This is a genomic window from Pseudomonas sp. PME37.24/025, assembly GCF_055556615.1.
In genome coordinates this window covers 14,167-39,880 of record NZ_JBVHNK010000010.1, presented here as the reverse complement: position 1 = coordinate 39,880, position 25,714 = coordinate 14,167, and the positions used below count along the sequence as shown (strand labels likewise).

Annotated in this window: 21 protein-coding genes; 5 read left to right on the top strand and 16 right to left on the bottom strand. The window is 59.8% G+C overall.

Annotated features, from left to right (window positions below):
* Positions 1-147: 147 nt before the first annotated feature.
* On the top strand, positions 148-504 hold the full coding sequence (locus tag ACZ3HH_RS18605) for a BON domain-containing protein (RefSeq protein ID WP_465806610.1): 357 nt from the start codon (positions 148-150) through the stop codon (positions 502-504).
* A 342-nt stretch (positions 505-846) separates the two neighbouring features.
* Here ACZ3HH_RS18605 and ACZ3HH_RS18600 read toward each other — a convergent pair whose 3' ends face one another.
* From ACZ3HH_RS18600 to dksA, 15 genes are all read right to left on the bottom strand, one after another.
* The gene (locus ACZ3HH_RS18600; protein WP_465806608.1) at positions 847-1,143 is read right to left on the bottom strand and encodes a DUF2845 domain-containing protein; all 297 of its coding nucleotides are present in this window, start codon (positions 1,141-1,143) and stop codon (positions 847-849) included.
* Positions 1,143-4,136, bottom strand: coding sequence for a DUF748 domain-containing protein (locus tag ACZ3HH_RS18595; protein WP_465806606.1), 2,994 nt, complete (start codon positions 4,134-4,136; stop codon positions 1,143-1,145). Before ACZ3HH_RS18595 ends, ACZ3HH_RS18600 begins: the two co-directional genes overlap by 1 nt.
* Positions 4,137-4,197: 61 nt before the next feature.
* Positions 4,198-5,214, bottom strand: a complete 1,017-nt coding sequence (locus ACZ3HH_RS18590) for a class I SAM-dependent rRNA methyltransferase (RefSeq protein ID WP_465806604.1) — start codon at positions 5,212-5,214, stop codon at positions 4,198-4,200.
* Positions 5,215-5,454: 240 nt separating this feature from the next.
* Positions 5,455-7,392 (bottom strand): acetate--CoA ligase, encoded by a 1,938-nt coding sequence (gene acs / locus ACZ3HH_RS18585; protein ID WP_465806602.1) that lies wholly within the window; start codon positions 7,390-7,392, stop codon positions 5,455-5,457.
* A 233-nt stretch (positions 7,393-7,625) separates the two neighbouring features.
* Entirely contained in the window at positions 7,626-9,290 is a 1,665-nt protein-coding gene (gene pgi / locus ACZ3HH_RS18580; protein WP_038981528.1) for a glucose-6-phosphate isomerase, read from the bottom strand.
* A gap of 230 nt (positions 9,291-9,520) precedes the next feature.
* Positions 9,521-9,901, bottom strand: coding sequence for an aspartate 1-decarboxylase (panD, locus tag ACZ3HH_RS18575; RefSeq protein ID WP_003228271.1), 381 nt, complete (start codon positions 9,899-9,901; stop codon positions 9,521-9,523).
* A gap of 245 nt (positions 9,902-10,146) precedes the next feature.
* The gene (gene panC, locus ACZ3HH_RS18570) at positions 10,147-11,007 is read right to left on the bottom strand and encodes a pantoate--beta-alanine ligase (RefSeq protein WP_465806599.1); all 861 of its coding nucleotides are present in this window, start codon (positions 11,005-11,007) and stop codon (positions 10,147-10,149) included.
* Complete coding sequence (gene panB / locus ACZ3HH_RS18565) at positions 11,004-11,804, bottom strand: 3-methyl-2-oxobutanoate hydroxymethyltransferase (protein ID WP_123361272.1); 801 nt, start codon at positions 11,802-11,804, stop codon at positions 11,004-11,006. The genes panC and panB overlap by 4 nt, the downstream gene beginning before the upstream one ends.
* Before the next feature lie 375 nt (positions 11,805-12,179).
* On the bottom strand, positions 12,180-12,665 hold the full coding sequence (gene folK / locus ACZ3HH_RS18560) for a 2-amino-4-hydroxy-6-hydroxymethyldihydropteridine diphosphokinase (protein ID WP_465806596.1): 486 nt from the start codon (positions 12,663-12,665) through the stop codon (positions 12,180-12,182).
* Between the two features lie 2 nt (positions 12,666-12,667).
* Positions 12,668-14,068, bottom strand: coding sequence for a polynucleotide adenylyltransferase PcnB (locus ACZ3HH_RS18555; RefSeq protein ID WP_465806594.1), 1,401 nt, complete (start codon positions 14,066-14,068; stop codon positions 12,668-12,670).
* Positions 14,069-14,912: 844 nt separating this feature from the next.
* Positions 14,913-16,349 carry a sigma-54-dependent transcriptional regulator gene (locus tag ACZ3HH_RS18550; RefSeq protein WP_201062741.1) on the bottom strand — a complete coding sequence of 479 codons (1,437 nt, stop codon included), beginning with the start codon at positions 16,347-16,349 and terminating at the stop codon, positions 14,913-14,915.
* A 22-nt stretch (positions 16,350-16,371) separates the two neighbouring features.
* A complete protein-coding gene (locus ACZ3HH_RS18545) occupies positions 16,372-19,326 on the bottom strand; it encodes a sensor histidine kinase (protein ID WP_465806592.1) in 2,955 nt (984 codons plus the stop codon).
* On the bottom strand, positions 19,310-19,486 hold the full coding sequence (locus ACZ3HH_RS18540) for a hypothetical protein (protein WP_003176118.1): 177 nt from the start codon (positions 19,484-19,486) through the stop codon (positions 19,310-19,312). Before ACZ3HH_RS18540 ends, ACZ3HH_RS18545 begins: the two co-directional genes overlap by 17 nt.
* 76 nt (positions 19,487-19,562) lie before the next feature.
* Positions 19,563-20,459, bottom strand: coding sequence for a tRNA glutamyl-Q(34) synthetase GluQRS (gene gluQRS, locus ACZ3HH_RS18535; protein WP_465806579.1), 897 nt, complete (start codon positions 20,457-20,459; stop codon positions 19,563-19,565).
* A 238-nt stretch (positions 20,460-20,697) separates the two neighbouring features.
* Complete coding sequence (gene dksA, locus ACZ3HH_RS18530) at positions 20,698-21,141, bottom strand: RNA polymerase-binding protein DksA (protein ID WP_030130357.1); 444 nt, start codon at positions 21,139-21,141, stop codon at positions 20,698-20,700.
* Between the two features lie 333 nt (positions 21,142-21,474).
* On the opposite strand from dksA, the gene ACZ3HH_RS18525 reads away from it, so the two are divergent.
* Positions 21,475-22,647, top strand: coding sequence for a pyridoxal phosphate-dependent aminotransferase (locus ACZ3HH_RS18525; protein ID WP_465806576.1), 1,173 nt, complete (start codon positions 21,475-21,477; stop codon positions 22,645-22,647).
* A complete protein-coding gene (sfsA, locus tag ACZ3HH_RS18520; RefSeq protein WP_465806574.1) occupies positions 22,647-23,360 on the top strand; it encodes a DNA/RNA nuclease SfsA in 714 nt (237 codons plus the stop codon). The genes ACZ3HH_RS18525 and sfsA overlap by 1 nt, the downstream gene beginning before the upstream one ends.
* Here the strand turns inward: sfsA and ACZ3HH_RS18515 are convergent.
* A complete protein-coding gene (locus ACZ3HH_RS18515) occupies positions 23,357-23,674 on the bottom strand; it encodes a Rieske (2Fe-2S) protein (protein WP_465806572.1) in 318 nt (105 codons plus the stop codon). The two genes, sfsA and ACZ3HH_RS18515, sit on opposite strands and share 4 nt — an antisense overlap.
* A 277-nt stretch (positions 23,675-23,951) precedes the next feature.
* Here ACZ3HH_RS18515 and ACZ3HH_RS18510 point away from each other — a divergent pair, with 277 nt between their 5' ends.
* Positions 23,952-24,935 carry a FecCD family ABC transporter permease gene (locus ACZ3HH_RS18510; protein WP_465806957.1) on the top strand — a complete coding sequence of 328 codons (984 nt, stop codon included), beginning with the start codon at positions 23,952-23,954 and terminating at the stop codon, positions 24,933-24,935.
* Positions 24,935-25,702: a heme ABC transporter ATP-binding protein gene (locus tag ACZ3HH_RS18505; RefSeq protein WP_465806570.1), complete on the top strand. Its 768-nt coding sequence runs from the start codon at positions 24,935-24,937 to the stop codon at positions 25,700-25,702. The genes ACZ3HH_RS18510 and ACZ3HH_RS18505 overlap by 1 nt, the downstream gene beginning before the upstream one ends.
* The last annotated feature ends 12 nt before the right edge of the window (positions 25,703-25,714 follow it).

The following is a 25,714-nucleotide window of genomic DNA, read 5'->3' as shown; positions in this document are numbered from 1 at the left end:
TTTCGAAAATTGTCATTGTTATTAAGTTATTGATTTATATGTATTTATTTTTTATCGAACAGTTGGCACAGCGTTCGCACTCTCTCAGGTAACCCTGCTGACAAGACGACACGCAGCAGACTTTCCAGAAGAACAGGAGTTACTCGTATGAAGAAGTTCGCGATCGCTGCCGCTACTGCTACCGCGCTGACCCTGACAATGGCCAGCGCTGCATTTGCACAGACCACCCAAACCACCCAGGCTCCCATGACGCTGGCTGCCGGTGAAGTGACCAAAGCCAAAGAAGCTACTTCCGATACCTGGATCACTACCAAAGTCAAAGCAGACCTGGTGACCGAAAAAGGCATTCCAGGCACCGACATCAAAGTCGAAACCAACAAAGGCGTAGTGTCGCTGTCGTCCACCGTTGCGGTGACTGACGCTCAGAAAGCAACCGCGGTGGCCATCGCCAAGAAAATCAAAGGCGTCCAAGCGGTGTCCGCTGACGGCCTGAAAGCCGAGTAAGGCAAGGCTTCTCGCCTGGACCGGGAGAAGGTGCGGTAGACGGGCCGAGTCATACGTCTGCCGCGACTTGAGAGTTCATGCGAAAGGCCACAAGGACGTGGCCATTACAGGCCCCGGCATTCGTGTCGGGGCCTGTTCTATTGGGAGCAATGCAAAAACAACTGTGGGAGCGAGCCTTTGTGGCGAGGGGGCTTGCCCCCGTTGGGGGTGCGGAGCGCCCCTGAAACCAGGCACCGCGATCTTGAATGGGAATGCGATGACCGATTTACGATTGCTTCGCAATCGAACGGGGGCAAGCCCCCTCGCCACAAAGGCTCGCTCCCACATTGGTTTGTGGTGGCTTCAATTCCCACGCTTGCTGGTGATTCGAACCAACCGGTTTCCTTCAAAGCGCAGGTACTGGTACATCCCGCTGTTGGGGCCGTAGGTCCACTCCTCGACCTGAAACTCTTCCCTCCGATTGGCGCTGCGCTTGTAGCCCAACACGTCACGAGCAACGGGCTCTCCGCATTTCTGCAGCACTTCGCCGGACCTGTCCCCGACGCTGATCAATTGACTGCCGCAGCGCAAGGTATCGGCCGCCGCTGCCTGGCCGGCAGCCAGCGCCAGGGTCAGGCTCAGAAGCCAGCGTGCGCCCATCACTCGGCATCCAGGTGCAAAGGCGTGATAACCCGGCCATCGCTTTCTGCCTCACCGAGGCTGGCGTCGATGAAGTACACACGGTCATCGGCCAACTGACCTTTGTCCACCAGATAATCCTTGATGCTGCTGGCCCGCTCTTGCCCCAGTTGACGCAACAGCACCTCGCTGGAGCTCCAGAACGCGATCACACCTTCACGCATTTTTTTACTGCGTTCTTCCTTGCCCAAGTCCTTCCATTCGGCGGGCGGCTGGATCTTGAGGCGTGTGCGGTAGATCCCTTCAAGCAGCGGGCCTTTTTCGTTGTCCGGTACGTCCAGCAACGAGGCCTGGGCCGGCACTTTGTCACCGCGACGCTGGAGCATTTTGTAGTAGTTGTACTGGTATTCCCGCTCCAGGCGCTGCTCGGCAATCAGCGGGCCATCGCTGCTCTTGGCGGCGGTGCCTTCGATTTCCAGGCGCAGGGCTGGACGCTCCTTGAGCGCTTGGGACAGTTTGACCAGCGCCGTTTCGGCGTCTTTGCTCAGGTCGCTGGAACCCGGTGCGAACGCCACCGTGCCCAAATCTTCCGAACCGCCGCCGCCGCTGACCAGACCGCCAATCATTTTGAATGGCGCTGCGGCCGCTTTCACAATCAGATTACGCAGGGTCTGCCAGATAATCGGCATGACACTGAATTGCGGGTTGTTCAGGTCGCCACTCACCGGCAGCTCGATGGAAATCTTGCCGTCGACATCCTTGAGCAAGGCAATCGCCAGTTTCAGCGGCAGGCTCACGGCGTCTGGGCTGTCGACCTTTTCACCCAGTTGCAACTGCTCGACCACCACTTTGTTTTCGGCCAGGAGCTGGCCGTTGGTGATCTTGTAATGCAGGTCGAGATTGAGCCGGCCCTTGCGGATACGGTAACCGGCGAACTTGCCGGAGTAGGGCGTCAAGGTCGTTAATTCCACTCGTTTGAAACTGGTGGCGATGTCCAGGCTGGCCATCGGATCGAACGGGTTGACCGACCCCTTGATGGTCACTGGCGCATAGCGGTCGACCTTGCCTTTGACGTCAACGCTGGCCGGTTTTGCCTGTCGGCTGTCGATGGTGCCGATCTTACCGTTGAGCTGTTGAATGGCGGTGGCGAAATTCGGGGTCAGACTGAAGTCGGCGAAGTTTGCCGAACCGTCATTGATGGCAATGCCGCCAATGTGGATGCCCAGCGGTTTTTCTTTTCCGGCTGCCGGTTTGGCCGCAGTGGTGGTTGTGGTGCCGGAGTCGGCCGGTTGCGGGATCAACAGGTCATCGACGTTGGTAGTGCGATCATCGTTGATCATGAAGCGTGCATAAGGCTGGAACAAGTTGACCTTGTCGATCGACAGGCTGTCGCCATGTTGATAATTCAGGCCTTCGAGCACCAACTGTTGCCACTTGAGGAAGTCGCGGGTTTTCAGGGTGTCGAGGGTATGCAGTTGATCGACCTGGGCGCGACCTGTGACATTGAACGCCAGCGGCTCGGTGCTTTTCAGGTCGACCGCCAGATCACTGCCCAACATGCCGCTGCGCAGTTCAAGACGAATGAACGGGTTGATGTAGGACTGGGCAATCCGCAGGTCGATGTCCTTCGTCTGCACGTTCAGTTTGGCGCTGATCGGGGCCAGATTGACCACGCCATCCGCGGTGATCTTGCCTTGCTTACCCACGCCGGTGTCGAGCTTGAGGTTGAAAGGTGAGCCATTGAGGCTGTCGAAGTTTTGCAGGTCCAGGTTCAGCGGACCCAGCTCCAGGGCCACCGCCGGTTGTGCCTTGCGGTCGGCCAGGTGCACTTGATAATTGCGCAATTGCACGTCTTTGAGCAGCACCTGCCAAGGCTTGCTCGGCGTGGTCGGTTCAGGCTTCGGCGAATCGGCAGCTGCCGGTGTGCTGGTCGGCTCGGCACTGGCCTTGGCGGCCGCTTTGGATGGCTGACTGGCGAACAGTTTTTGCCAATCGAGTTGCCCGTCGGCTTCGAGGGCGGCCCAGGTTTCCAGTTTCTGACTGCGAATTTTGCCGACCACCACTTGCTGTTTGGCCAGGTCTACGGTGGTTTCGCTGATGTCCAGCCGCTCGAGCTTCGCCAGCGGTCGACCATCTGGAGTCTTGATGGCGAAAGGCGCAACGCTGACGGCAACGTTGCTCAGCAGCAGTTCGGTTTCCTTGGCCAGGTTGAGTTTGTAGTCGGTGCTGAGGCTGACCACGCCATCTTCGAGTGCAAGTGGCACAGCATCGCGCACATAGGGCCAAAAGGATTTCATCTTGCCATCGGTGATTTTCAGCTTACCTTCGGAGGCGATCGGGATCAGGCTGAAGTTACCGGTCCAGTCGATCTGTCCACCTGCCGGGCCGATGGCCACCAACGTCATGTCGGCACTGTCTTCGGGCAGGGTACTGAGGTTTTTCAGTTCGAAATCGAGTTTGTCGTAGAGGAATTCGATGGGTTCGCTGGGCCGTGCATCCTCGAAATGTACGGAGCCGCCGGCCAGTTTGATCCGCTCCACGCGCAGCGGGAATGGTTTGGCGTCCGGATCGACCGGGGTCGGTTCGCTGGCGGGGATTTTGAACAGGCCGAGCAGGTTGAGTTTGCCGTCCTTGCCGAAGAGGATTTCGGTCTTGGGTTTGTCCAGTTCGATATCGGACAGGTGCAAGGCCTTGGTCCAGAGGCTGTCGATCTGCAGGTTGGCGTATAGACGTTCGAAGCCCACTTGCTCCTTGCCCGGCTCGCCGATGACCAGGCCCCAAAGGGTGACTTCAAGGCTGAACGGGTTGAGTTCGATCCGCGAAATCGTGGCGGGCGTCGTGGCGTAGTTGGCCAATTGTTGGTTGGCGATTCGCAACGCGATGCCCGGCAAAATCAGAAACCCCAACAGGCTATAAAGAGCCAGGGCAGTCAACAAGGCGCCGATAGCGCGAATCAATCCTTTGGGCATGTGCGGCTTCATCTGTCGGAATCGGAGTGCCTTGGAGTATGGCATGCGTTTACGGTTCCGAAGCAACCAGGCTCTATAGGATTTATCTGATTATCGGTGCGAATTTTCAGAGCTGCAGGATCAGCGTTTTCAGCGGCGGCTGCTGATCCATCGACGGGAAATCGTTGCCCGGCGTCAGCACGCTCCACTCTCGCACCGGGCGCCCGGCCTTTTCTGCGCAGCGCAGAACCTGTTCACGCCAATCGTCCATGCTGACCTTCGCCAAGTTGTTGCAGCAGATCAGCACGCCGTCGTCGGCGGTGGTCAGCAGCGCCGGTTTGAGCAGGCTCTGGTAGTCACGCAACAGGTCGACCGTGCCGAAAGCACTCTTGGCCCAGGCCGGAGGATCAAGCAGCACCAAATCGTACTGACGCGGGTCCAGACGTTGATAGCTCGGCAGTTTCTGGCCGCGACGCTGGCTGATCGGCAGTCCGGCCAGTTGACGAATCGCCGGGAAGTAATCGGACTGGATGAATTCCATCGTCGGCAATTGCGGGTTGAGCAGACCGTTCTCACGACCGACCGCCAGATTACCTTCGGCAAAGTCCAGGTTACACACCTCGCTCGCACCTCCAGCCGCAGCGCTGAGGCCAACGCCACAGGTGTAAGCAAACAGGTTCAGCACACTTTTGTTTTTGCTGTGCGCCTTGACCCAGCCGCGAGCGTTGCGCAGGTCGAGAAACAGCAATGGGTCCTGGCCGGCATGGCGCCCGCGAACCCGGTAGTTCAGTCCCCATTCGTGGCCGATCAAATCTTGCAGGGCGGCTTCGTCGGCGCGGTAGACGGTGTCTTCGCGGTCGATGCGCGAGTTGCCACGGGAACGGTCGTTGTAGACCAGCAGGGTGTCGAGGCCCAGCTGTTGATTGACGATCTCGTGCAGTTGCAGCAGGGCGTCACGCTCCAGCGCCTGATGAAAACTCTGCACCAACAGTTGCGGGCCGTAGCGGTCGATGGTCAGGCCGCCGGCACCTTCCTGGCTGCCGTGGAACAGCCGATAGCAATCGGTGCCCTGCTGATGCAGCTCGGCAAGCAGGTCCTGACGATGATCGAGGGCGGCGCGCAGCGCCTGATTCAAGGAAGACATGCTGAGCGCCTTGCAGGAGGGAATTGGGGGCGCGGGAGTTTAACAGCTATGGGCTTTGAGTTTTGTGGGCAAATCTGAGGGATGTGATGGCGGTGAGGCCGCCTTCGCGAGCAAGCCCGTTCCCACACTGGATTTTTGCCGTTCATAAATCCAGTGTGGGAACGGGCTTGCTCGCGAAGCTTTTAAGCTCTTTGGCTCGCCAGTGCTACGCCTTGGCCTCCGCCGATGCACAACATGGGCTCATTGGTTCAGGCGTCGATCGATCAGCCCCTGCACCACGCTCGGGTCGGCGAGGGTCGAGGTGTCACCCAGACTGTCCAGTTCGTTGCAGGCGATCTTGCGCAGGATTCGTCGCATGATCTTGCCCGAACGGGTTTTCGGCAGGGCCGGAGCCCACTGGATCAAGTCCGGTTTGGCGAAGCTGCCGATTTCCTTGCTGACATGCGCCAGCAATTGTTTCTTCAGTTCGTCGTTGGGTTCGGTGCCATTCATGGGTGTGACGAAGGCATAGATGCCCTGGCCTTTGACGTCGTGGGGGTAACCGACCACGGCGGCCTCGGCGATGCTGTCGTGCAGCACCAGCGCGCTTTCGACTTCGGCCGTGCCGATGCGGTGCCCGGAGACGTTGATCACGTCGTCGATGCGCCCGGTGATCCAGTAGTCGCCGTCCTCGTCGCGACGTGCGCCGTCGCCGGTGAAGTAATAGCCGGGGTAGGGCTTGAAGTAGGTTTCGATCATCCGTTTCGGGTCGCCGTAGACGCTACGGATCTGCGCCGGCCAGCTGGACTTGATGGCCAGTATGCCGCTGCCGGCGCCTTTGATTTCCTTGCCATGTTCGTCGAGCAACACCGGCTGCACGCCGAACATCGGTTGGGTAGCGCAACCGGGTTTGATCCGTTGGGTGCTGACCAGCGGGCTGAGCATGATGCCGCCGGTTTCGGTCTGCCACCAGGTATCGACAATCGGGCAGCGCTGCTCGCCGACCGTATTGAAATACCACTCCCAGGCTTCCGGGTTGATCGGCTCACCGACGGTGCCGAGTAACCGCAGGCTCTCGCGGGACGTTTCCTTCAACGGCTCGGGGCCTTCACGCATCAGCGCACGCAACGCGGTCGGAGCGGTGTAGAAGATGTTCACATGGTGCTTGTCGATCACCTGCCAGAAGCGCGAGGTGCTGGGATAGCTCGGCACGCCTTCGAAGATCAGCGTGGTCGCCCCGTTGGCCAGCGGCCCGTAAACGATGTAGCTGTGGCCGGTGACCCAGCCGACATCGGCGGTGCACCAGAAAACCTCACCGTCGCGATAGTCGAGGACGTACTTGAAGGTCATGGCCGCCTGCAACAGATAGCCGCCGGTGGTGTGCAGCACGCCTTTGGGTTTACCGGTGCTGCCAGAGGTGTAGAGGATGAACAGGGGGTCTTCGGCGTCCATCGGCTCTGGCGGGCAGTCGTCGCTGACGTCGCGCAAAGCCTGGTGGTACCAGATGTCCCGATCATCGACCCAGTTAACTTTGCCTTGGGTGCGTTCGACCACGATTACGGTATTCACGTCGGGGCAGCTTTGCAGCGCAGTGTCGACGTTCTGTTTGAGCGGCACGAATTTACCGCCGCGCACGCCTTCGTCGGCAGTGATCACGGTGCGGCAATCGGCGTCGAGGATCCGGTCACGCAGCGAGTCCGGGGAGAAGCCGCCGAACACCACCGAATGAATCGCGCCGATCCGCGCGCAGGCGAGCATGGCGTAGGCGGCTTCGGGGATCATCGGCATGTAGATGCATACGCGGTCGCCTTTCTTCACGCCACGGCTTTTGAGCACGTTGGCCAGTCGACAGACGTGGTGATGAAGTTTTTTGTAAGTGATCTGGGCGGATTCGGCGGGGTCATCGCCTTCCCAGATAATCGCGATTTGATCGCCGCGTTTTTCCAGGTGACGGTCGATGCAGTTGTAACTGACGTTTAACTTCCCTCCAGCGAACCAGCTCGCCTCACCGGTTTTCAGGTCGTAACGCTGGACGGTTTGCCACGGCGCGCTCCAGTCGAGAAAGCGTGTGGCCTGTTCGGCCCAGAAGGTGCTGGGGTGTTCGATGGATTGGCGATACAGGCGTTGGTAGTCGTCTTGACTTAACTGTGCAGCCCGGCGGACGGCATCGGCTTTGGGGAACGTGCTGATATCGAACATGACGGTTCCTTATTCTTGTTGCGACAAGTAATAAAGATGCGCCGAGTGGGGAAAGGGTTCAAGTCAGCTGCCGATCGGTGTGGAAGGGGCCTTGCCGAAAAGTTTGTGACCGACACAAACCAATGTGGGAGCGAGCCTGCTCGCGATGGGGCATGACATTCAATATCAGTTTGAATGTCAGACCGCTATCGCGAGCAGGCTCGCTCCCACAAGGGCAACCGGGTGGCGTCAGATCAACCGCGGTGACGACCGCGGAAGTAGTTGATCAAGCCTTGGGTGGAGGCATCGTCGGCCGGGGTTTCTTCGCTGCCGACCAAGCGGTTGTAGACGCCTTTGCCCAGCTCTTTACCCAGTTCCACGCCCCACTGATCGAAGGCATTGATGCCCCAGACCACGCTTTGTACGAAGACTTTGTGTTCATACAGCGCAACCAATGCGCCAAGACGACGCGGGCTGATGCGTTCGACCACCAAGGTGTTACTCGGACGGTTGCCCGGGATCACCTTGTGTGCCGCCAGCTTCTGCACTTCGTCCTCGCTCATGCCTTTGTCACGCAGCTCGGCTTCGGCCTCGGCGCGGGTCTTGCCCAGCATCAGCGCCTGGCTTTGCGACAGGCAGTTGGCGTACAGCCACTGGTGGTGGTCGGACACCGGGTTGAAGCTGACGATCGGCACGATAAAGTCGGCCGGAATCAGCTGGGTGCCTTGGTGCAGCAACTGGTGATAAGCGTGCTGACCGTTGCAGCCGACGCCGCCCCAGATCACCGGGCCGGTATCGGTGGACACTGGCGTGCCGTCCTGACGCACGCTCTTGCCGTTGGATTCCATGTCCAGCTGTTGCAAGTGTTTGGTGATGTTGCGCAGGTAGTGGTCGTACGGCAGGATCGCGTGGCTTTGCGCACCCCAGAAGTTGCCATACCAGACGCCGAGCAATGCCAGCAGCACTGGCATGTTCTGTTCGAATGGCGCGCTCTGGAAGTGCTGGTCCATGGTGTAGGCACCGGACAGCAGCTCTTTGAAGTTCGACATGCCGATGGCCAGTGCAATCGGCAGACCGATGGCCGACCACAGCGAGTAACGCCCGCCGACCCAGTCCCACATCGGGAAGATGTTTTCTTCGCGAATACCGAATGCTACCGCCGCCGCGTTGTTACTGGAAACGGCGATGAAGTGACGGTACAGCTCGGCTTCCGAACCACCTTGAGCCAGGTACCAGGCGCGTGCGGCCTGGGCGTTTTTCAGGGTTTCGAGGGTGTTGAAGGATTTCGACGAGACGATGAACAGCGTGGTCTCGGCGCGCAGCTTCATGGTCAGTTCGTGGAATTCACTGCCGTCGATGTTCGCCAGGTAATGGCAGCGCACGCCTTTCTGGGCGTAGGACAGCAGCGCTTCGGATACCAACTCAGGGCCGAGGAACGAGCCACCAATGCCGATGTTCACCACGTCAGTGATCGGCTTCTCGGTGTAACCGCGCCACAAACCATCGTGGATGCGGCCCACGAGGTCGGTGATCTGGTTCAACACCTTGTGCACATCGGGCATCACGTTGACGCCGTTGACCGACAACTTGTCGCCCACCGGGCGGCGTAGTGCGGTGTGCAGGGCAGGACGGCCTTCGGAGGAGTTGACGATTTCGCCATCGAACAGCGCTTTGATCGCGCCTTTGAGGTCGACTTCGTTGGCCAGGCCCACCAGCAGGTTGCGGGTCTCGGCGTTGATCAGGTTTTTCGAGTAGTCGAGAAACAGGCCGCAGCTGCTAAGGGTGAATTGGGTAAAGCGCTGCGGATCGGCATTAAAGGCTTCGCGCATGCTGAAATCCTGCATGGCTTGGCGGTGGTCATTCAACGCTTGCCAGGCGGGCAGAGCGGTAACGTCGTGAGGAGTGCGGTAGTACGCCATCGCTGCGGTTTTCCTTTTTACTTGAACAGCCTTTTGAACACTAAAAATCCCGGAGAGCCGCGGGTGGGCTTCCGGTCAACTGCGTCGACACGATTTCTGGCGCAGGGCGAATACAGTAAACCTCGCGCTGCAATCTGTCTTGACTTTGTCTGACCTGCTCCCGGTACTTTTTTAACATTTAAGCAGGGAGCGGTCCGACAAACGGAAGGCTGGCAGAGGGGGCGGCTCGATCAGGCGACCTGAACCGGAATGGCATTACTGGTGTGGCTCAGCTCGTTACCTGGCGCCATGTAGAGCATGCGCGGCTTGAAGTTGAGCAGTTCGGCTTCGCTGTAATGGGCGTAAGCGCAGATGATCACGCGATCGCCGACCTTGGCCTTGTGCGCTGCGGCACCGTTGACCGAAATCATGCGCGAACCTTCTTCACCACGAATCGCGTAGGTGGTGAAGCGTTCGCCGTTGTCGACGTTGTAGATCTGGATCTGTTCGTACTCACGGATGCCGGACAGGTCCAGCCATTCGCCGTCGATGGCGCAAGAGCCTTCGTAATCGAGTACAGCGTGGGTGACTTCGGCGCGATGCAGCTTGGCCTTGAGCATGATGGCGTGCATGAGTGTTTCCCCAGGTCGGAATCGAACGGCGGGCAGTTTGCCCGAAGGCTTTAGTGGCAGCAATACGATGTAAGAACTGTCGCAGATCCAATGTGGGAGCGGGCTTGTGGCGAGGGGGCTTGCCCCCGTTGGGCTGCGAAGCAGCCCCAAAATCTCTGATGTACCAAAGATCTTGTGAGTGCTATGCACTCAAACGGGGGCAAGCCCCCTCGCCACAGGCCTGCTCCCACAGGGTTTGGTGGTGTTTATGCGGGCGCGTCGAGATTCAGATGCAAGTTGTCGATCAACCGCGTCGTGCCCAGGAACGCCGCCACCAGAATCACCAGATCCCGATCTTCCGCCGTCGCCGGACGCAACGTCAGCGCATGGCGAATTTCCAGATAGTCCGCACGCAGGCCAGCGGCTTCAAGCTGTTTGGTCTGCTCGTTGATCAACGTCGGATAATCGCGCTCGCCCTGTTTGATCGCGTCGCTGATCCGGGTCAGGGTGCGATAGACCGCTGGCGCGATGGCCCGCTGTTCTTCGCTGAGAAAGCCATTGCGCGACGACAGGGCCAGACCGTCGGCGGCGCGTACGGTAGGCTCACCGATGATCTGGATCGGCATGTTCAGGTCATGCACCAGGGCACGAATCACCGCCAGTTGCTGGAAGTCTTTCTGGCCGAAGATCGCCAAGTCCGGCTGGACCATGTTGAACAGCTTGCTGACTACGGTCGCCACCCCTTCGAAATGCCCCGGACGGCTGGCGCCGCACAGGCCTTCGGACAGTTGTGGAACGCTGACGCGGGTCTGGCCGGCCATGCCGTCGGGGTACATTTCTTCGACGGTGGGGGCGAACAGCAGATGGCAACCGGCCTGGAGCAGTTTCTCCTGATCGGCGGCCAGGGTCCGCGGGTACTTGTCGAGGTCTTCGCCGGCGCCAAACTGCAGCGGGTTGACGAAAATGCTCGCGACCACGAAATCCACCCGTTGTGTGGCTTTGGTAATCAGCGCGATATGTCCGCTGTGCAGGTTACCCATGGTCGGCACGAAGCCGATGCGTTTGCCTTCGCTGCGGGCACGAGCCACGGCGGCCCGCAATTCGTGTACGGTTTTTACGGTGTTCATGCAGAGAATCCGTGTTCGATGCCAGGGAAAGTCGCCGCTTTGACTTCAGTGACGTAAGCGCTCAAGGCAGCTTGAATGCTGGTTTGGCCAGTCATGAAGTTCTTCACGAATTTTGGCACGCGGCCGGTAATGGACAAGCCAAGCATGTCGTGCAGGACCAGTACCTGGCCGTCGGTGCCGCTACCAGCGCCGATGCCGATCACCGGGATCTTCACCGCCTGGGTGATTTCTTCGGCCAGTTCGCTGGGCACGCATTCGAGCAGCAGCATGGCCGCGCCGGCCTGTTCGAGGGAGATGGCATCGGCACGCATTTGCCGCGCCTGGTTCTCGTTGCGGCCCTGGACTTTATAGCCGCCAAGGATGTTGACCGATTGCGGTGTCAGCCCCATGTGCGCGCACACCGGGATGCCACGTTCGGCCAGCAGACGGATCGAGTCCGCGAGCCACAATGCCCCTTCAACCTTGACCATGTGTGCACCGGCCTGCATCAACAGGGCGCTGTTGGTCATGGTTTGTTCGATGGTGGCGTAGGCCATGAAGGGCAGGTCGGCGAGGATCAGGGCATCGGCGTTGCCACGTTTGACGGCTGCCACGTGGTAGGCCATTTCAGCGGTGGTCACCGGCAGGGTGCTGTCGTGACCTTGCAAGACCATGCCGAGGGAGTCGCCCACCAGCAGCACTTCAACCCCGGCCTCATTACAGGCATGGGCGAAGGTCGCGTCATAGCAGGTCAGCATGGTGATCTTTTCACCTTTCTGCTTGAGGCTCTGGAGCGTGGTCAGGGTGATGGCTGGCATGAAAAAATCCTCATTACAGGCGCTATGGAAACTACTGCGAGTAACGCGCGTGATTCGTCATTTATACAGGCGCACCTTCTTTCGTGGTGCTTGTAAGGCCTGGATTACGCCCTTTGGCGCCGCGTTGGCGGCAGCGGGACGCCTATAGTCGTGAGGAGAACCCGGGAAGTCAATTGCGTGTGTTACCGCGTTGTTACGTGTGGGGTGTTACCGGTGTTACTGATGCGATTCAGCAGGTTTTTGTTGCTGCAAATCTTTGATACGACAGAAATCATTGTGGGAGCGGGCTTGCCCGCGATGGCGGGCTATCAGTCAACATTGATGTTGAATGTAAAGTCGCTATCGCGGGCAAGCCCGCTCCCACAGGGTTTTTTGTCAATTTTGGGAGAGGCGTTCCAACCCGACGAACGGGCAGGCCGCGAGCAATTCTGTGAGGGTGCGACCATCAGCCAAACGCAGATCAGCCGGTGCCAGCTCGGCCAGCGGATAGAGCACAAAGGCCCGTTCCTGCAGGTGATAGTGGGGGACTTTGAGGCGAGGTTCGTCGATCAGTCGATCGCCAAACAGCACGATGTCCAGATCCAGCGTGCGCGGGCCCCAGCGTTCAAGGCGCTCGCGGCCTTGGTCGTTCTCGATGGCTTGCAACGCATCCAGCAGCTCCAGCGGCGCGAGGCTGCTGTCGAGCGCGGCGACCGCGTTGGTGTAACGCGGTTGGCCGGGCAGCAGCGAGTCGCTTTGATAAAACCCGGAAACCCCAATCAGTTCGGTCTGCGGCAACTGCGCCAGCGCCTCGACAGCGCTGCGCAACTGTTCGGCGGGGTCAGCCAGATTGCTGCCCATGCCGATGTAAATGCGTTCCATGCTTACTCGCCTGTAGCGCTCGGTGCGCCGGCCGCGCGCTTGCGCTTGGCGCCGCCGCTGCGGCGACGTTTGCGTGGAGCGCCAGTACCGTCGTCCTTGCCGCTGAGGTCGCGGATCATGTCCCGGCGTTCGCTGTCGTTGGCGTCCTGATAGTCGGTCCACCATTCGCCCAGGCCATCGGTCTGCTCACCGGCGCTTTCACGCAGCAGCAGGAAGTCGTAACCGGCGCGGAACCGCGGGTTGTCCAGCAACAGGTCGGCGCGTTTGCCGCTGCGCCGTGGCAGACGCTCCTGCATGTCCCAGATCTCGCGGATCGGCATGGTGAAGCGTTTCGGAATGGCGATGCGCTGGCACTGTTCGGCGATCAACTCGTGAGCGGCTTCCTGCATCGCCGGAATCGGCGGCATGCCGCGTTCTTGCAGGCGCAACACACGGGCCGGCAGGGCTGGCCAGAGCAGGGCGGCAAACAGGAACGCCGGAGTGACCGGTTTGTTCTGCTTGATCCGCAGGTCCGTGTTGATCAGCGCTTCACTGATCAGCGTGTGCGTGTAGGTCGGGTTGTACTCCAACGCTGCCGCACTGGCCGGGAACAGCGGATCGAACAACTGCAGGTCGACCAGCATTTCGAAGGTGTCCGCGGCATAGCCGGAGAGGAACAACTTGAGCACTTCTTCGAACAGACGAGCCGACGGGATCTCGCGTAGCAACGGCGCCAGCTCGCGGATCGGCGTGGCGCTGTGTTTTTCGATGCCGAAATTCAGCTTGGCGGCGAAACGCACGGCCCGCAGCATCCGCACCGGGTCTTCCTGGTAGCGTTGCTTCGGATCGCCAATCAGGCGGATCAGATGATTGCGGATGTCGTGTACGCCGTTGGCGTAGTCGAGAATGCGTTCGCTGACCGGATCGTAATACAAGGCGTTGATGGTGAAGTCGCGACGTTGCGCGTCTTCTTCCAGAGTGCCGTAGACGTTGTCACGCAGAATGCGCCCGCTTTCATTACGAGACGATTGGTTGCTGTCTTCGTCCTCGTCGTTTTGCGGGTGATTGGCGCGGAAGGTCGCGACTTCAATGATTTCGCGGCCAAAGTGGATATGCACCAGTTTGAAACGCCGACCGATAATCCGCGCGTTGCGGAATTCGGCGCGTACCTGTTCAGGCGTGGCGCTGGTGGCGACGTCGAAATCTTTCGGTGTGATGCCGAGCAGCATGTCACGCACACAGCCGCCGACCAGGTAAGCCTGGTAACCGGCGTTCTGCAGGCGTTCGACGATATTCACCGCGTAACGGCTGAACCGTGCCTTTTGCAGCGAATGTTGGCCGCTGTTGAGCACTTCAGGCGTACTGCGAATGTGTTGCGTATGACGCTTGGGAGAACGGAATGACTGGAACAACTTCTTCAGCATGGGATGCACTGTTTGAAGGAATGTTCGGCCATAACGAAGAATGACCGCATGATGGGCGGGGATTCTAGCATTTAGTCGGGGGATGGTGTAGGAAGCTGCGCAAGTGCTTGAAGGAGATGTCTGGCATGGGGTTTTGTAGCAACTGCCGTGTGGCGAGGGGGCTTGCCCCCGTTCCAGTGCGCAGCACTGGCATGATTTCGGAAACGCTCAAGAGCTTGGGGCTGCTTCGCAACCCAACGGGGCGATGCGGCGTTCCGACAAGCCCCCTCGCCATAAGAAACCACAAGGGGAGCCGAAGCTCCCCAAGAAGTAGTTGCGTGCTCTATTTTTATTATTGGTTTCGGGCTTTTTGTTTTTGTTGAGTGCCCTCGCCATGAAGTTTTCCTTCATGACCCTCCCAATCGGGAGCCAAGAGCAAACGGATTGCTTTGGTCGCTGTGTTGCTGTGATCGTTCGATCCAACCAGTTCAGGCACTGTCTTGAGACAGTTTTTTATTATTCTCGGCCTGGTCGTGGGGCAAGCCCCAAATGCAACGCCTCTCCAAAAGAATCAGTTAGCTACGCCTCTCGCCGTCTTGTTTTTATTGTGCGTGAGTCGATTCGTCTTATTTTTATTGTCTTGTACTTTGCTTGTTATTGTTCTTGTACTAAACATATAGCAGGGTGCGTGCCAACTTTTGTGAAGGCCAGTAAAACAAGGGGTTAGGCGGGCTGATGGTGTTTTTCGAAGCCCAAAAAAACCGGGGCTTCGTTACCGTAAGCCCCGGCTTCTGTTACGCGAAAAAGCTGAGGTAACAGTTTTTTCACAATGTCATGTGTTACCCGCACATCCGACAGGTGCGGTTCAGCTCTCGCTGGCCACTCCGGTCTTGCGCCGCGGAATGCCCAGGCGCTGACGGCGTTCCCACAGACATTTGCGACTGACCCCGAGTTTGCGGGCCAGTTCGGTTTCGGTCATGTGGTCCTGATGCTCGAGAACGAAATGCTGGAAGTAGTCTTCCAGGGACAAATCTTCGGTCGGTTCGTGGCTGGTGTTACCGGCGCCATTGCCCTGCTGGGGCGCCAGGCCAATGAAGTCGTCGTCATCCAGATCGCTCAGTTCGATGTCGATGCCCAGCAGCTCTGCGGAAATCTCCGGGCTTTCGCACAGGATCACCGCGCGCTCGACTGCGTTTTCCAGTTCGCGAACGTTACCCGGCCAGGAGTAATGCCGAATCGCCTGTTCGGCATCCAGGGCGAATTTCAGATCGGTACGGTTGACCCGTGCGCTCTGCCGCGCGAGGAATGCCGTGGCAATTTCATTGACGTCCGCCCCGCGCTCGCGAAGGGCCGGCAGCTTCAAGGCGATCACGTGAAGACGGTAATACAAGTCTTCACGGAACTGGCCAATCTTCGCCAGGCTCTTGAGGTCCCGGTGGGTCGCGGCAATCAGGCGTACATCAACCTTCTGCGACTGTACCGAACCGACCCGGCGGATTTCTCCTTCCTGCAACACACGCAGCAGGCGGGCCTGGGCTTCCAGTGGCAATTCGCCGATTTCATCGAGGAACAAGGTGCCGCCATCCGCCGCTTCCACCAACCCGGCACGCCCGGCACTGGCGCCGGTAAACGCGCCTTTTTCGTGGCCGAACAGTTCGGACTCGATCAGGCTCTCCGGAATGGCCGCGCAGTTCACCGAGATCATCGGCGCCTTGGCGCGTTTGGACAGGTTATGCAGGGCGCGTGCTACCAGTTCTTTACCGGTACCGGATTCACCCTGGATCAGGACGTTGGAATCGGTCGGCGCGACTTTACGAATCTTGCTGTACAGGTCCTGCATCGGTGGGCAGGAGCCAATAATGCCGATTTCGCCGTTGCTGTTGTCGACACCGTTTTTCGCGGCGCCATTGGTCGTTTTGCCGACGACCGGTTCACCGCTGGCTTGCGCCGATTGACGGTCACGCAGAATTCGCGCGACGGCCTGGAGCATTTCGTCGTGATCGAAAGGCTTGGCGATGTAATCCACCGCGCCCATCTTCATTGAGTCGACGGCCGAACGCAGACTGGCGTAGCTGGTCATGATCAGCACCGGAGTGCCCTGGCCAAGTTTGATCAACTCGGTACCGGGTGCGCCCGGCAAACGCAGGTCGCTGACGATCAAGTCAAATGTGGGGATGCTGAAACGCTCTTGTGCTTCCTGCACGGATCCGGCTTCGCTGACCTGGTACTGGTTACGTTCCAGCAGACGGCGCAAGGCGGAGCGGATAATTGTTTCGTCTTCGACGATCAAAATGTGCGGCATTGATTCGATACTCTCGACGGTCTCAGTTCACAGCGGACGTCGCTTCGACATGACGCGGCAAAGTTACCCGGATACGGGTGCCGCGTTGGCTTTGAACATCAGCCGGGCTGTCGATGGTGATTTGTCCATAATGCTCTTCAACGATGGAATAGACCAGTGCAAGGCCCAGACCGGTGCCTTCGCCAGGGTCTTTGGTGGTGAAGAAAGGTTCGAACAATCGGTCCATGATGCTCGAGGGAATACCGCTGCCTTCGTCTTCGACGATCAGGTCGACCGTGTGTTCGCCGGCTTCGCTCTTGACTCGCACCGCACTACCTGGAGGCGAGGCATCGCGTGCGTTTGAGAGCAGATTGATCAATACCTGGGCCAGACGCTGCGGGTCGCCTTCGACCCAGTGATCAGGGTCGCACAGGTTGTAGAACTGTACTTCGAAATTGCGCCGGTTCAGGGCCAGCAGGCCGATGGCATCCTGGGCCACTTCCGCCAGACAGACGGGCTCGTCGCTGTGCTGATGACTGCCGGCGTGGGCGAAGCTCATCAGCGACTGAACAATGCGTGATACGCGTTTGGTCTGCTCGAGAATCTGCCCACTGATCTCCGTGAGTTCGGCATCTTCCTCACGCTCTTCGCGCAAGTTTTGCGCGAGGCAGGCAATGCCGGTGATCGGGTTGCCGATTTCATGAGCCACGCCGGCTGCCAGTCGACCGATGCTGGCCAGGCGCTCGGAGTGCACCAGTTTGTCTTCGAGCATCTGGGTTTCGGTCAAATCTTCCACCAGCAGCACCAAGCCGCTGTTACCTGGCGCCAACGGTTCATCGATCGCCGCTTTGTGCAGGTTCAGCCAGCGCGTCTGACCGTCGAGGGCCAGATGCTGTTTGTGCAAATGCTCGTCCGGCAGATTGATGAAGCCTTGCAGCAGTTCTTTCCACGGATCGCCAATGGTGCTCAGGCGCGAACCGACCACACGCTGCGCCGCAATCCCGGTCAATTCCTCCATGGCTTTGTTCCACATGAGGATTTCCTGATCCTTGGCCAGCGAGCACACGCCCATCGGCAATTCCTGCAAGGTCTGGCGGTGGTAGCGGCGCAGGGCATCGAGTTCGGCGGCAAGGCCGGTGAGGCGCGAGTGGTAGTCCTCAAGGCGGCTTTCGATGAAGTGGATGTCTTCGGTGACGTAGTTTTCGCCACCAGCCTTGTAGGGCAGAAAGGTTTCGACCATGTCCTGCGCCACGCTCGGCCCCATCAGGCCGGAGAGGTTGGCTTCGATACGGTCACGCAGGCGGCGCAAGGCGTATGGCCGGCGTTCATCGAACGGCAGATAGAGGTCACGCAGCGCCTGTTCGACTTCTTTCTGCGCGGCCTTGGCGCCCAGCGGCTTGGCCAGTTGCGTGGCAAATTCCTGAGGCGAGGCGGCATGCAGTTCGCGGCGTTGCGGGCGGCGAACGTTGTCCACCGCGCAGGCTTCGGCGGCGCTGGCCTCTTCGGGGCTGGCGTTGGTGAACAACGAGATCAGGGTGAACATCAGCACGTTGGCGGCCAGCGAGGCGATTGCTGCCATGTGCCAACTGGTGTCGTCCAGCACATAAATCATGTTCAACAGCGGAATGTAGAAGCCTTGCAGATTGCCGACCAGCGGCAGCAGCATGGTTACCAGCCATACCAGAATCCCTGCCAGTAGGCCGGCGATGAAGCCGCGACGGTTGGCGGTCGGCCAGTACAGCACCGATAACACCCCCGGCAGGAACTGCAACGTGGCGACGAAGGCGACGATGCCGAGGTTGGCCAGATCCTGCTCGGCACCCAGCATCAGGTAGAAACCGTAACCGGCCATGATGATCGCGACGATCAGCGCCCGGCGGGTCCATTTCAGCCAACGGTAGATATTGCCTTCGGCCGGCGGCTGGTAGAGCGGCAACACCAGATGATTCAGCGCCATGCCGGACAGCGCCAGCGTGGTGACGATGATCAGGCCACTGGCCGCCGATAATCCGCCGACATACGCCAGTAGCGTCAGGGCTTTGCTGTTGGCGGCGATGCCGATGCCCAAGGTGAAGTATTCCGGATTGGTCGTGGCGCCGAGTTTCAGCCCGGCCCAGAGAATCAGCGGCACCGCGAGGCTCATCAACAGCAAAAACAGCGGTAAACCCCAACTCGCACTGACCAGCGAGCGCGGGTTGAGGTTTTCGGTAAAGGTCATGTGGTACATGTGCGGCATCACAATCGCCGAGGCGAAGAACACCAGCAGCAGTGTGCGCCACGGGCCTTCCTGCAATGGCGTGTGCAGGGCGGCGAGGGCGGTCTGGTTTTGCAGCAGCCACAGTTCCAGCTGCTGCGGGCCGTCGAACACGCCATACAGCGCATACAGACCGACGCCGCCAATCGCGATCAGTTTGATCACCGACTCGAAGGCAATCGCGAACACCAGGCCTTCATGTTTCTCGCGGGTAGCGATGTGGCGTGAGCCGAAGAAAATCGTGAACAGCGTAATCAGTGCGCAGAAACTAAGGGCTACGCGATGCTGCACCGGCTCGCGGGTCAGGATGCTGATGGAGTCGGCCACTGCCTGAATCTGCAACGCCAGCAACGGCAGCACGCCGATCAGCATGAAAATCGTCGTCAATGCGCCGGCCCAGGTGCTGCGGAAACGAAACGCAAACAAGTCGGCCAGGGACGAGAGCTGATAAGTGCGGGTGATTTTCAGGATCGGGTACAAAAGCACCGGCGCCAGCAGAAAGGCCCCGGAAACCCCGAGGTAGCTGGACAGAAAACCATAGCCGTACTGATAGGCCAGACCCACCGTGCCGTAAAACGCCCAGGCACTGGCGTAAACGCCCAGCGACAGGGTGTACGTCAGCGGGTGGCGAATGATCGCCCGGGGGATCATGCCCCGTTCGCTGATCCAGGCCACGCCGAACAGCACCGCCAGGTACGCGGCGCTGATCAGGATCATCTGGGTCAGGCTAAAGCTCATCGGCATCTTTTTGGCTCTGCAGAATGAAGGTCACGACAATCAGAATCAGCCAGAGCAAATAAGGGCGATACCAGGCGCCCGTGGCGTCGATCCACCAATCCATGATGGCCGGGGAAAACAGATAAATCCCCACTACCAGGAGCAGGACCAAGCGATAGATGTACATCCCGGCCTCTTTTTTTATGCGCGTGCCCGAAAACGTGCGGCGATGGTAACGGATGGGCGCGCCACTGCAAGTGGCATCACTGCAGTTGCGCTTCAGGCAGCGTCAGTGTGCGCGGGATCAGCGATGCATCCCAGTGGGCAATTCCCCAGTTCAGCACTTCCCGTGGCGCGGCGTCATTCAGTTCGGTCACAGGTGTGTGCCCCAGCGCGCGCAATGCGCGCAGCAACAGCGGCGTGGCCTGATCTTCGGTCAGCGGCGGCGAGCGGTAGGATTTGCCGAGTTTGTGGCCGTCCGGCTGGGTAATCAGCGGGATGTGCAGGTAGCGCGGTTGCGGCAGGCCGAGCAGTTCTTGCAGATAGAGTTGGCGTGGCGTGGAATCCAGTAAATCGGCACCGCGCACGATATCGGTGATGCCTTGCCAGGCATCGTCCAGCACCACCGCCAATTGATAGGCGTAGAGCCCGTCGCGGCGGCGGATCACGAAATCGCCGACTTCCCGGCCCAGGTGTTGACGGAATTCGCCCTGCACCCGGTCGATGAAGTGATATTCCAGCTCAGGTACACGCAGGCGGATGGCCGCGTTCTCGGTGCCGTGCCCCGCGTTGCGGCAGAGTCCGGGATAGATGCCGTGATACGGCTCCAGTTGCTTGCGCGAACAGGTGCAAGCGTAGGCCAGGCCCTGATTGAACAGGCGATTGATGACTTCGTCATAGGCCGCGTGCCGGTCACTCTGTCGGACCATGTCGCCATCCCACTCGAACCCGTAGCTTTCCAGCGCCTTGAGAATCGCCGCCTGAGCGCCGGGCTCTTCCCGTGGCGGATCGAGATCTTCCATGCGCACCAGCCAGCGGCCGCCGACCGAACGGGCGTCGAGGTAGGAGGCCAGTGCTGCGACCAGCGAACCAAAGTGCAGATGCCCGCTGGGCGTGGGAGCGAAACGCCCGATGTAGAGAGGGGAAGTCGTGGCAGTCATGGACGAATGTTACTTTCTCTGGTCGTGCGCAAGTCCCTGTGGGAGCGAGCCTGTGTGGCGAGGGGGCTTGCCCCCGTTGGGCCGCGCAGCGGACCCAGGATCTGCGAGTGCTACGCACTCGGACGGGGGCAAGCCCCCTCGCCACAAAGCTCGCTCCCACAGGTTCTCTGCCGAGGCGAAATTCAGAAACAAAAAACGGAGCGTTCGCACGCTCCGTTCTTCGTTCAAGTCGCAAAGATTACTTGCCGACTTGCTTTTCCTTGATTTCCGCCAGGGTCTTGCAGTCAACGCACATGTCGGCGGTAGGGCGGGCTTCCAGTCGCTTGACGCCGATTTCGACGCCGCAGGACTCACACCAGCCGTATTCTTCGTCTTCGATCAATTGCAGGGTTTTGTCGATTTTCTTGATCAACTTGCGCTCGCGGTCGCGGGCGCGCAATTCGAGGCTGAATTCTTCTTCCTGGCTGGCACGATCTGCCGGATCCGGGAAGTTGGCCGCTTCGTCTTTCATGTGATCAACAGTACGGTCGACTTCCTGCATCAAGTCCTGTTTCCACTTGTTCAGGATCTTGGTGAAGTGAGCGCGCATGGGCTTGCCCATGTACTCTTCGCCCTTAACTTCTTTGTAGGGTTCGAAGCCGCTGATCGACTGGTTCTGCTGTTGCTTTGCTTGGGTGGGCATGAAATGGACCGCCTCTACTCTTGTAATCCATTGCGCAGGATTGCTCCATCACCGACACCTGCCGGCCCTGCGGCTGCAAGCGGGCGAACTTACCAGATCAAATCGGACCGCGCTACTCCCGGATGTCGAGCCCGCGGCCCGTGGCGCTTGCAAAAGATTGCAAAGCCTTGCCTGGCGGCTCTGGAGACCTGATCAATTATTGATTTTAGTCAAACCTGGAGCATACGCTTGAACCGTTTGAGACCAGCGTTATATGGGCTCTGACCGCTTTAGGTTCTCGCTCGTTCCTGCGCTTGGGTAGAATCGATCTTTTCCCCGTTGTAAGGAAGGCTAATGGCTCTGTCCTACAGTGCGCGCAGTCGCGCTATCGAACCGTTTCACGTCATGGCCCTGCTGGCGCGGGCCAACGAGCTGCAAGCAGCCGGCCACGACGTGATTCACCTGGAAATCGGCGAGCCGGACTTCACCACCGCCGAGCCGATCATCCAGGCCGGCCAAGCCGCGCTGACGGCGGGGAAGACCCGTTACACCGCTGCCCGTGGCATTCCCGAGCTGCGCGAGGCCATTTCGGGCTTCTATCAGCAGCGTTACGGGCTGAACATCGATCCGCAACGAATTCTCATCACGCCCGGTGGTTCAGGCGCGTTGCTGTTGGCCAGCGCTTTGCTGGTGGACCCAGGCAAGCACTGGCTGCTGGCAGACCCGGGTTACCCGTGCAACCGGCATTTCCTGCGGTTGGTGGAAGGCGCGGCACAGCTAGTTCCTGTCGGTCCGGACGTGCGTTATCAGCTGACCCCGGACCTGATCGCGCGTCATTGGGATCATGATAGCGTCGGCGCCCTGGTGGCATCGCCGGCCAACCCGACCGGGACCATCCTGACCCGCGACGAATTGGCCGGGCTCTCTGCCGCGATCAAGGCCCGTCACGGCCATTTGGTGGTCGACGAGATCTATCATGGCCTGACTTACGGCACGGATGCGGCCAGCGTGCTGGAAGTCGATGACGGCGCTTTCGTCCTCAATAGCTTTTCCAAGTATTTCGGCATGACCGGTTGGCGCCTCGGTTGGCTGGTAGCGCCTGAAGCGGCGGTCGGTGAGCTGGAGAAACTTGCCCAGAACCTCTATATCAGCGCACCGAGCATGGCCCAGCACGCCGCATTGGCTTGCTTCGAACCCGCCACTATCCAAATTTTCGAGGAGCGCCGAGCCGAGTTCGGTCGACGTCGTGATTTCCTGTTGCCCGCCCTGCGGGAATTGGGCTTCGGAATCGCAGTGGAGCCGGAAGGCGCGTTCTACTTGTACGCCGATATCAGCAAGTTCGGCGGCGATGCCTTCGCGTTCTGCCGGCACTTCCTCGAAACCGAGCACGTTGCGATCACCCCGGGTCTGGACTTCGGGCGCTATCAGGCGGGGCATCATGTGCGATTTGCCTACACCCAAAGTCTTCCACGCCTGCAGGAAGCGGTTGAGCGGATCGCTCGTGGTTTGCGGAGCTGGCAAGGCTGATGCGTTTTCATCCTCCCCTCGAAGAAGGTCGCTTGATTCGTCGCTACAAACGTTTTCTCGCTGATATCGAAACCGTTAGCGGCGAGTTGCTGACCATTCACTGCCCGAACACCGGTTCGATGCTTAATTGCCAAGTCGAAGGCGGGCAGGTCTGGTTCAGCCGTTCCAACGACCCCAAGCGCAAGTTGCCCGGCACTTGGGAAGTCGGCGAAACCCCGCAGGGGCGGCTATTCTGCGTAAACACCGGGCGCGCCAACGGTTTGATCGAGGAGGCGTTGCGGGCCAATGTCATCACCGAGCTGAACGGCTTTACCGAACTGAAGCGCGAAGTGGCCTACGGTCAGGAAAACAGCCGCATAGATTTCCGTCTCGACTACCCGAGCGGGCCTGCGTATGTGGAAGTCAAAAGCGTCACCCTGGGCTTCGATGGCTCGTTGGTGGCGGCATTTCCCGACGCGGTGACCCAGCGCGGGGCCAAGCATTTGCGGGAGTTGGCGCATTTGGCCCGGGACGGAATTCGTGCCGTGCAGCTGTATTGTGTGAACCTGACGGGCATCGACTCCGTGCGTCCTGCGGAAGAAATCGATTCGGCCTACGCGGCGGCGTTACGCGAAGCGGTGGCGTGCGGGGTCGAAGTGCTGGCGTATGGCGTGCACTTGACCCACGAAGAGATGGTGGTCGATCGGCGGCTGGATGTTTTGTTGAACGGTTAAAGCGTGACCCAGATCCCTTGCTCGTCTTCGCGGCAGGGAATGGTGGTCAGGGATTGCCCGGCGCATGGGCCGGCGACGCATTCGCCGTCTTCGATCAGAAACAGCGCGCCATGGGTGGCGCACTGGATCAGGCTGTTGCTGGGGTCGAGAAACTGGTCGGGTTTCCATTCCAGTCCGACGCCCCGGTGCGGGCAGCGATTTTCATACACATACACCCGACCACCCCGGCGCACGGCCAGAAGCTTCTGACCGTCGACGTCGAAACCGCGACTGCTGGCGTCAGCCAATTCGGCGCCTGTGCAAAGAAACTTCATGTCTATCCTCAAAGTCCCGCAGCTCGTGACCTGATAGGTCCGAGCTTGACGTTCAAATGCAAGCAATTATCAAATGGCTGCTCACCCACAGGGCGAGCGCCGGATGCCGAGGATACTTGGCCTGCCCTCTCGATGCCCGGGAAAACCTTTAAAGGAAGCTGTTTATGCGCCTGAGTACCCGCGTTGCTGCGCGCTGTGCGTTCTATCCCGGTACGACCGGCCAATGATCCTTCTGGTTAAACCCCGTGCATTATTCATTGGCCTGAGCCTGCTGTGTTTGCTGGCGATCTGGCTGTCGCTGGCGTTGGGGCCGGTGAGTCTGCCGTTGTTCGATACCTTGCGCGCGGCGTTGCGGATGATTGGCTTACCCATCGCGCCCGACGGGCTGGAGCAGGCCGAGCTGATTCTGGGGCAGATTCGCTTGCCACGCACCTTGCTGGGCTTGGCAGTGGGCGGTGTGCTGGCGCTGTCCGGCGTGGCGATGCAGGGCTTGTTTCGCAACCCTCTGGCCGATCCGGGATTGGTAGGAGTCTCCAGTGGCGCAGCATTGGGTGCCGCCATCGCGATTGTCGGCGGCTCGGTGTTCGGCGGTCTGCCTGAATCCTTCGGTCCTTATCTGTTGTCGGTGTGCGCGTTTCTCGGTGGGCTGGGTGTGACGGCGCTGGTCTATCAATTGGGGCGACGCAATGGCCAGACCAACGTCGCCACCATGCTGCTGGCCGGTATTGCATTGACTGCCCTGGCCGGTTCGGCGGTAGGGTTATTCACCTATTTGGCGGATGACGCGACCCTGCGAACCCTGACCTTCTGGAACCTGGGCAGCCTCAACGGCGCGAGTTATTCGCGACTTTGGCCGTTGTTGCTGGTGAGTGCCGGTGTGGCGCTGTGGTTGCCGCGTCGGGCCAAGGCCTTGAATGCATTGTTGCTGGGGGAGTCGGAGGCCGGTCACCTGGGCATCGACGTCGATGGCCTCAAGCGCGAACTGGTGTTCTGCACGGCGCTGGGCGTCGGCGCGGCAGTCGCGGCAGCGGGGATGATCGGGTTTGTCGGCCTGGTGGTGCCGCATCTGGTGCGGTTGCTGGCCGGCCCCGATCATAGGGTGTTGTTGCCTGCGTCGATATTGGCGGGGGCCAGTCTCTTGTTGTTTGCCGATCTGGTGGCGCGGCTGGCCCTGGCACCGGCCGAGTTGCCCATTGGGATCGTCACGGCCTTCATCGGCGCACCGTTCTTTCTGTATCTACTGCTCAGAGGGCGTGCCTGATGTTGCGAACGCAGAATCTGCAAATCCGGCGCGGTCGAAAGATTGTTCTCACGGACATCACGCTTGAACTCAAACCGGGCGAAGTCCTCGGCGTGCTGGGCCCCAACGGGGCCGGCAAAAGCACATTGCTCGGCGCTCTGTGCGGCGAACTGCATGCGGACCACGGCAGTGTCTGGCTCGATGAGCGCGAGCTGAGTCATTGGGCCGGGACGCAGCGAGCCCGGCGTTTGGCGGTGTTGCCGCAGGTGTCGACCCTGGATTTTGCCTTTCGCGTCGAAGAAGTGGTCGGCATGGGCCGTTTGCCTTATCAAAGCGGGCGGGTCCGGGATGACGAAATCGTCGCCGCCGCGCTGGACGCGGCCGATGCGGGGCACCTATTTGGACGCAGCTATCTGGCACTTTCTGGCGGCGAGCGTCAGCGGGTGCATCTGGCGCGGGTGCTGGCGCAACTCTGGCCGGGGGAGGCGGGGCAAACGTTGTTGCTCGATGAACCGACATCGATGCTCGACCCGCTGCATCAACACACTACTCTGCAAGCGGTGCGCGAGTTCGCTGATCGTGGCGCCGCGGTGCTGGTGATCCTGCATGACCTGAATCTGGCGGCACGTTATTGTGATCGTCTATTACTGCTCGAAGAAGGGCGGCCCGTGGCGCTGGATACGCCGGAGCAGGTGCTACGCCCGGAACCGCTCAAGTCCGTGTTCGGGCTGGAAGTATTGGTGCAGCCGCACCCGGAGCGTGGGCATCCGTTGATCATCGCCCGCTGAGCATTCCATCGA

What these genes read in the sequence shown, in the direction of transcription:
- ACZ3HH_RS18605 (WP_465806610.1), top strand. Translation starts at nt 148, where the DNA reads ATGAAGAAGTTCGCGATCGCTGCCGCTACTGCTACCGCGCTGACCCTG.
- ACZ3HH_RS18600 (WP_465806608.1), bottom strand. Translation starts at nt 1,143, where the DNA reads ATGGGCGCACGCTGGCTTCTGAGCCTGACCCTGGCGCTGGCTGCCGGC.
- ACZ3HH_RS18595 (WP_465806606.1), bottom strand. Translation starts at nt 4,136, where the DNA reads ATGCCATACTCCAAGGCACTCCGATTCCGACAGATGAAGCCGCACATG.
- ACZ3HH_RS18590 (WP_465806604.1), bottom strand. Translation starts at nt 5,214, where the DNA reads ATGTCTTCCTTGAATCAGGCGCTGCGCGCCGCCCTCGATCATCGTCAG.
- acs (WP_465806602.1), bottom strand. Translation starts at nt 7,392, where the DNA reads ATGTTCGATATCAGCACGTTCCCCAAAGCCGATGCCGTCCGCCGGGCT.
- pgi (WP_038981528.1), bottom strand. Translation starts at nt 9,290, where the DNA reads ATGGCGTACTACCGCACTCCTCACGACGTTACCGCTCTGCCCGCCTGG.
- panD (WP_003228271.1), bottom strand. Translation starts at nt 9,901, where the DNA reads ATGCACGCCATCATGCTCAAGGCCAAGCTGCATCGCGCCGAAGTCACC.
- panC (WP_465806599.1), bottom strand. Translation starts at nt 11,007, where the DNA reads ATGAACACCGTAAAAACCGTACACGAATTGCGGGCCGCCGTGGCTCGT.
- panB (WP_123361272.1), bottom strand. Translation starts at nt 11,804, where the DNA reads ATGCCAGCCATCACCCTGACCACGCTCCAGAGCCTCAAGCAGAAAGGT.
- folK (WP_465806596.1), bottom strand. Translation starts at nt 12,665, where the DNA reads ATGGAACGCATTTACATCGGCATGGGCAGCAATCTGGCTGACCCCGCC.
- ACZ3HH_RS18555 (WP_465806594.1), bottom strand. Translation starts at nt 14,068, where the DNA reads ATGCTGAAGAAGTTGTTCCAGTCATTCCGTTCTCCCAAGCGTCATACG.
- ACZ3HH_RS18550 (WP_201062741.1), bottom strand. Translation starts at nt 16,349, where the DNA reads ATGCCGCACATTTTGATCGTCGAAGACGAAACAATTATCCGCTCCGCC.
- ACZ3HH_RS18545 (WP_465806592.1), bottom strand. Translation starts at nt 19,326, where the DNA reads ATGCCGATGAGCTTTAGCCTGACCCAGATGATCCTGATCAGCGCCGCG.
- ACZ3HH_RS18540 (WP_003176118.1), bottom strand. Translation starts at nt 19,486, where the DNA reads ATGTACATCTATCGCTTGGTCCTGCTCCTGGTAGTGGGGATTTATCTG.
- gluQRS (WP_465806579.1), bottom strand. Translation starts at nt 20,459, where the DNA reads ATGACTGCCACGACTTCCCCTCTCTACATCGGGCGTTTCGCTCCCACG.
- dksA (WP_030130357.1), bottom strand. Translation starts at nt 21,141, where the DNA reads ATGCCCACCCAAGCAAAGCAACAGCAGAACCAGTCGATCAGCGGCTTC.
- ACZ3HH_RS18525 (WP_465806576.1), top strand. Translation starts at nt 21,475, where the DNA reads ATGGCTCTGTCCTACAGTGCGCGCAGTCGCGCTATCGAACCGTTTCAC.
- sfsA (WP_465806574.1), top strand. Translation starts at nt 22,647, where the DNA reads ATGCGTTTTCATCCTCCCCTCGAAGAAGGTCGCTTGATTCGTCGCTAC.
- ACZ3HH_RS18515 (WP_465806572.1), bottom strand. Translation starts at nt 23,674, where the DNA reads ATGAAGTTTCTTTGCACAGGCGCCGAATTGGCTGACGCCAGCAGTCGC.
- ACZ3HH_RS18505 (WP_465806570.1), top strand. Translation starts at nt 24,935, where the DNA reads ATGTTGCGAACGCAGAATCTGCAAATCCGGCGCGGTCGAAAGATTGTT.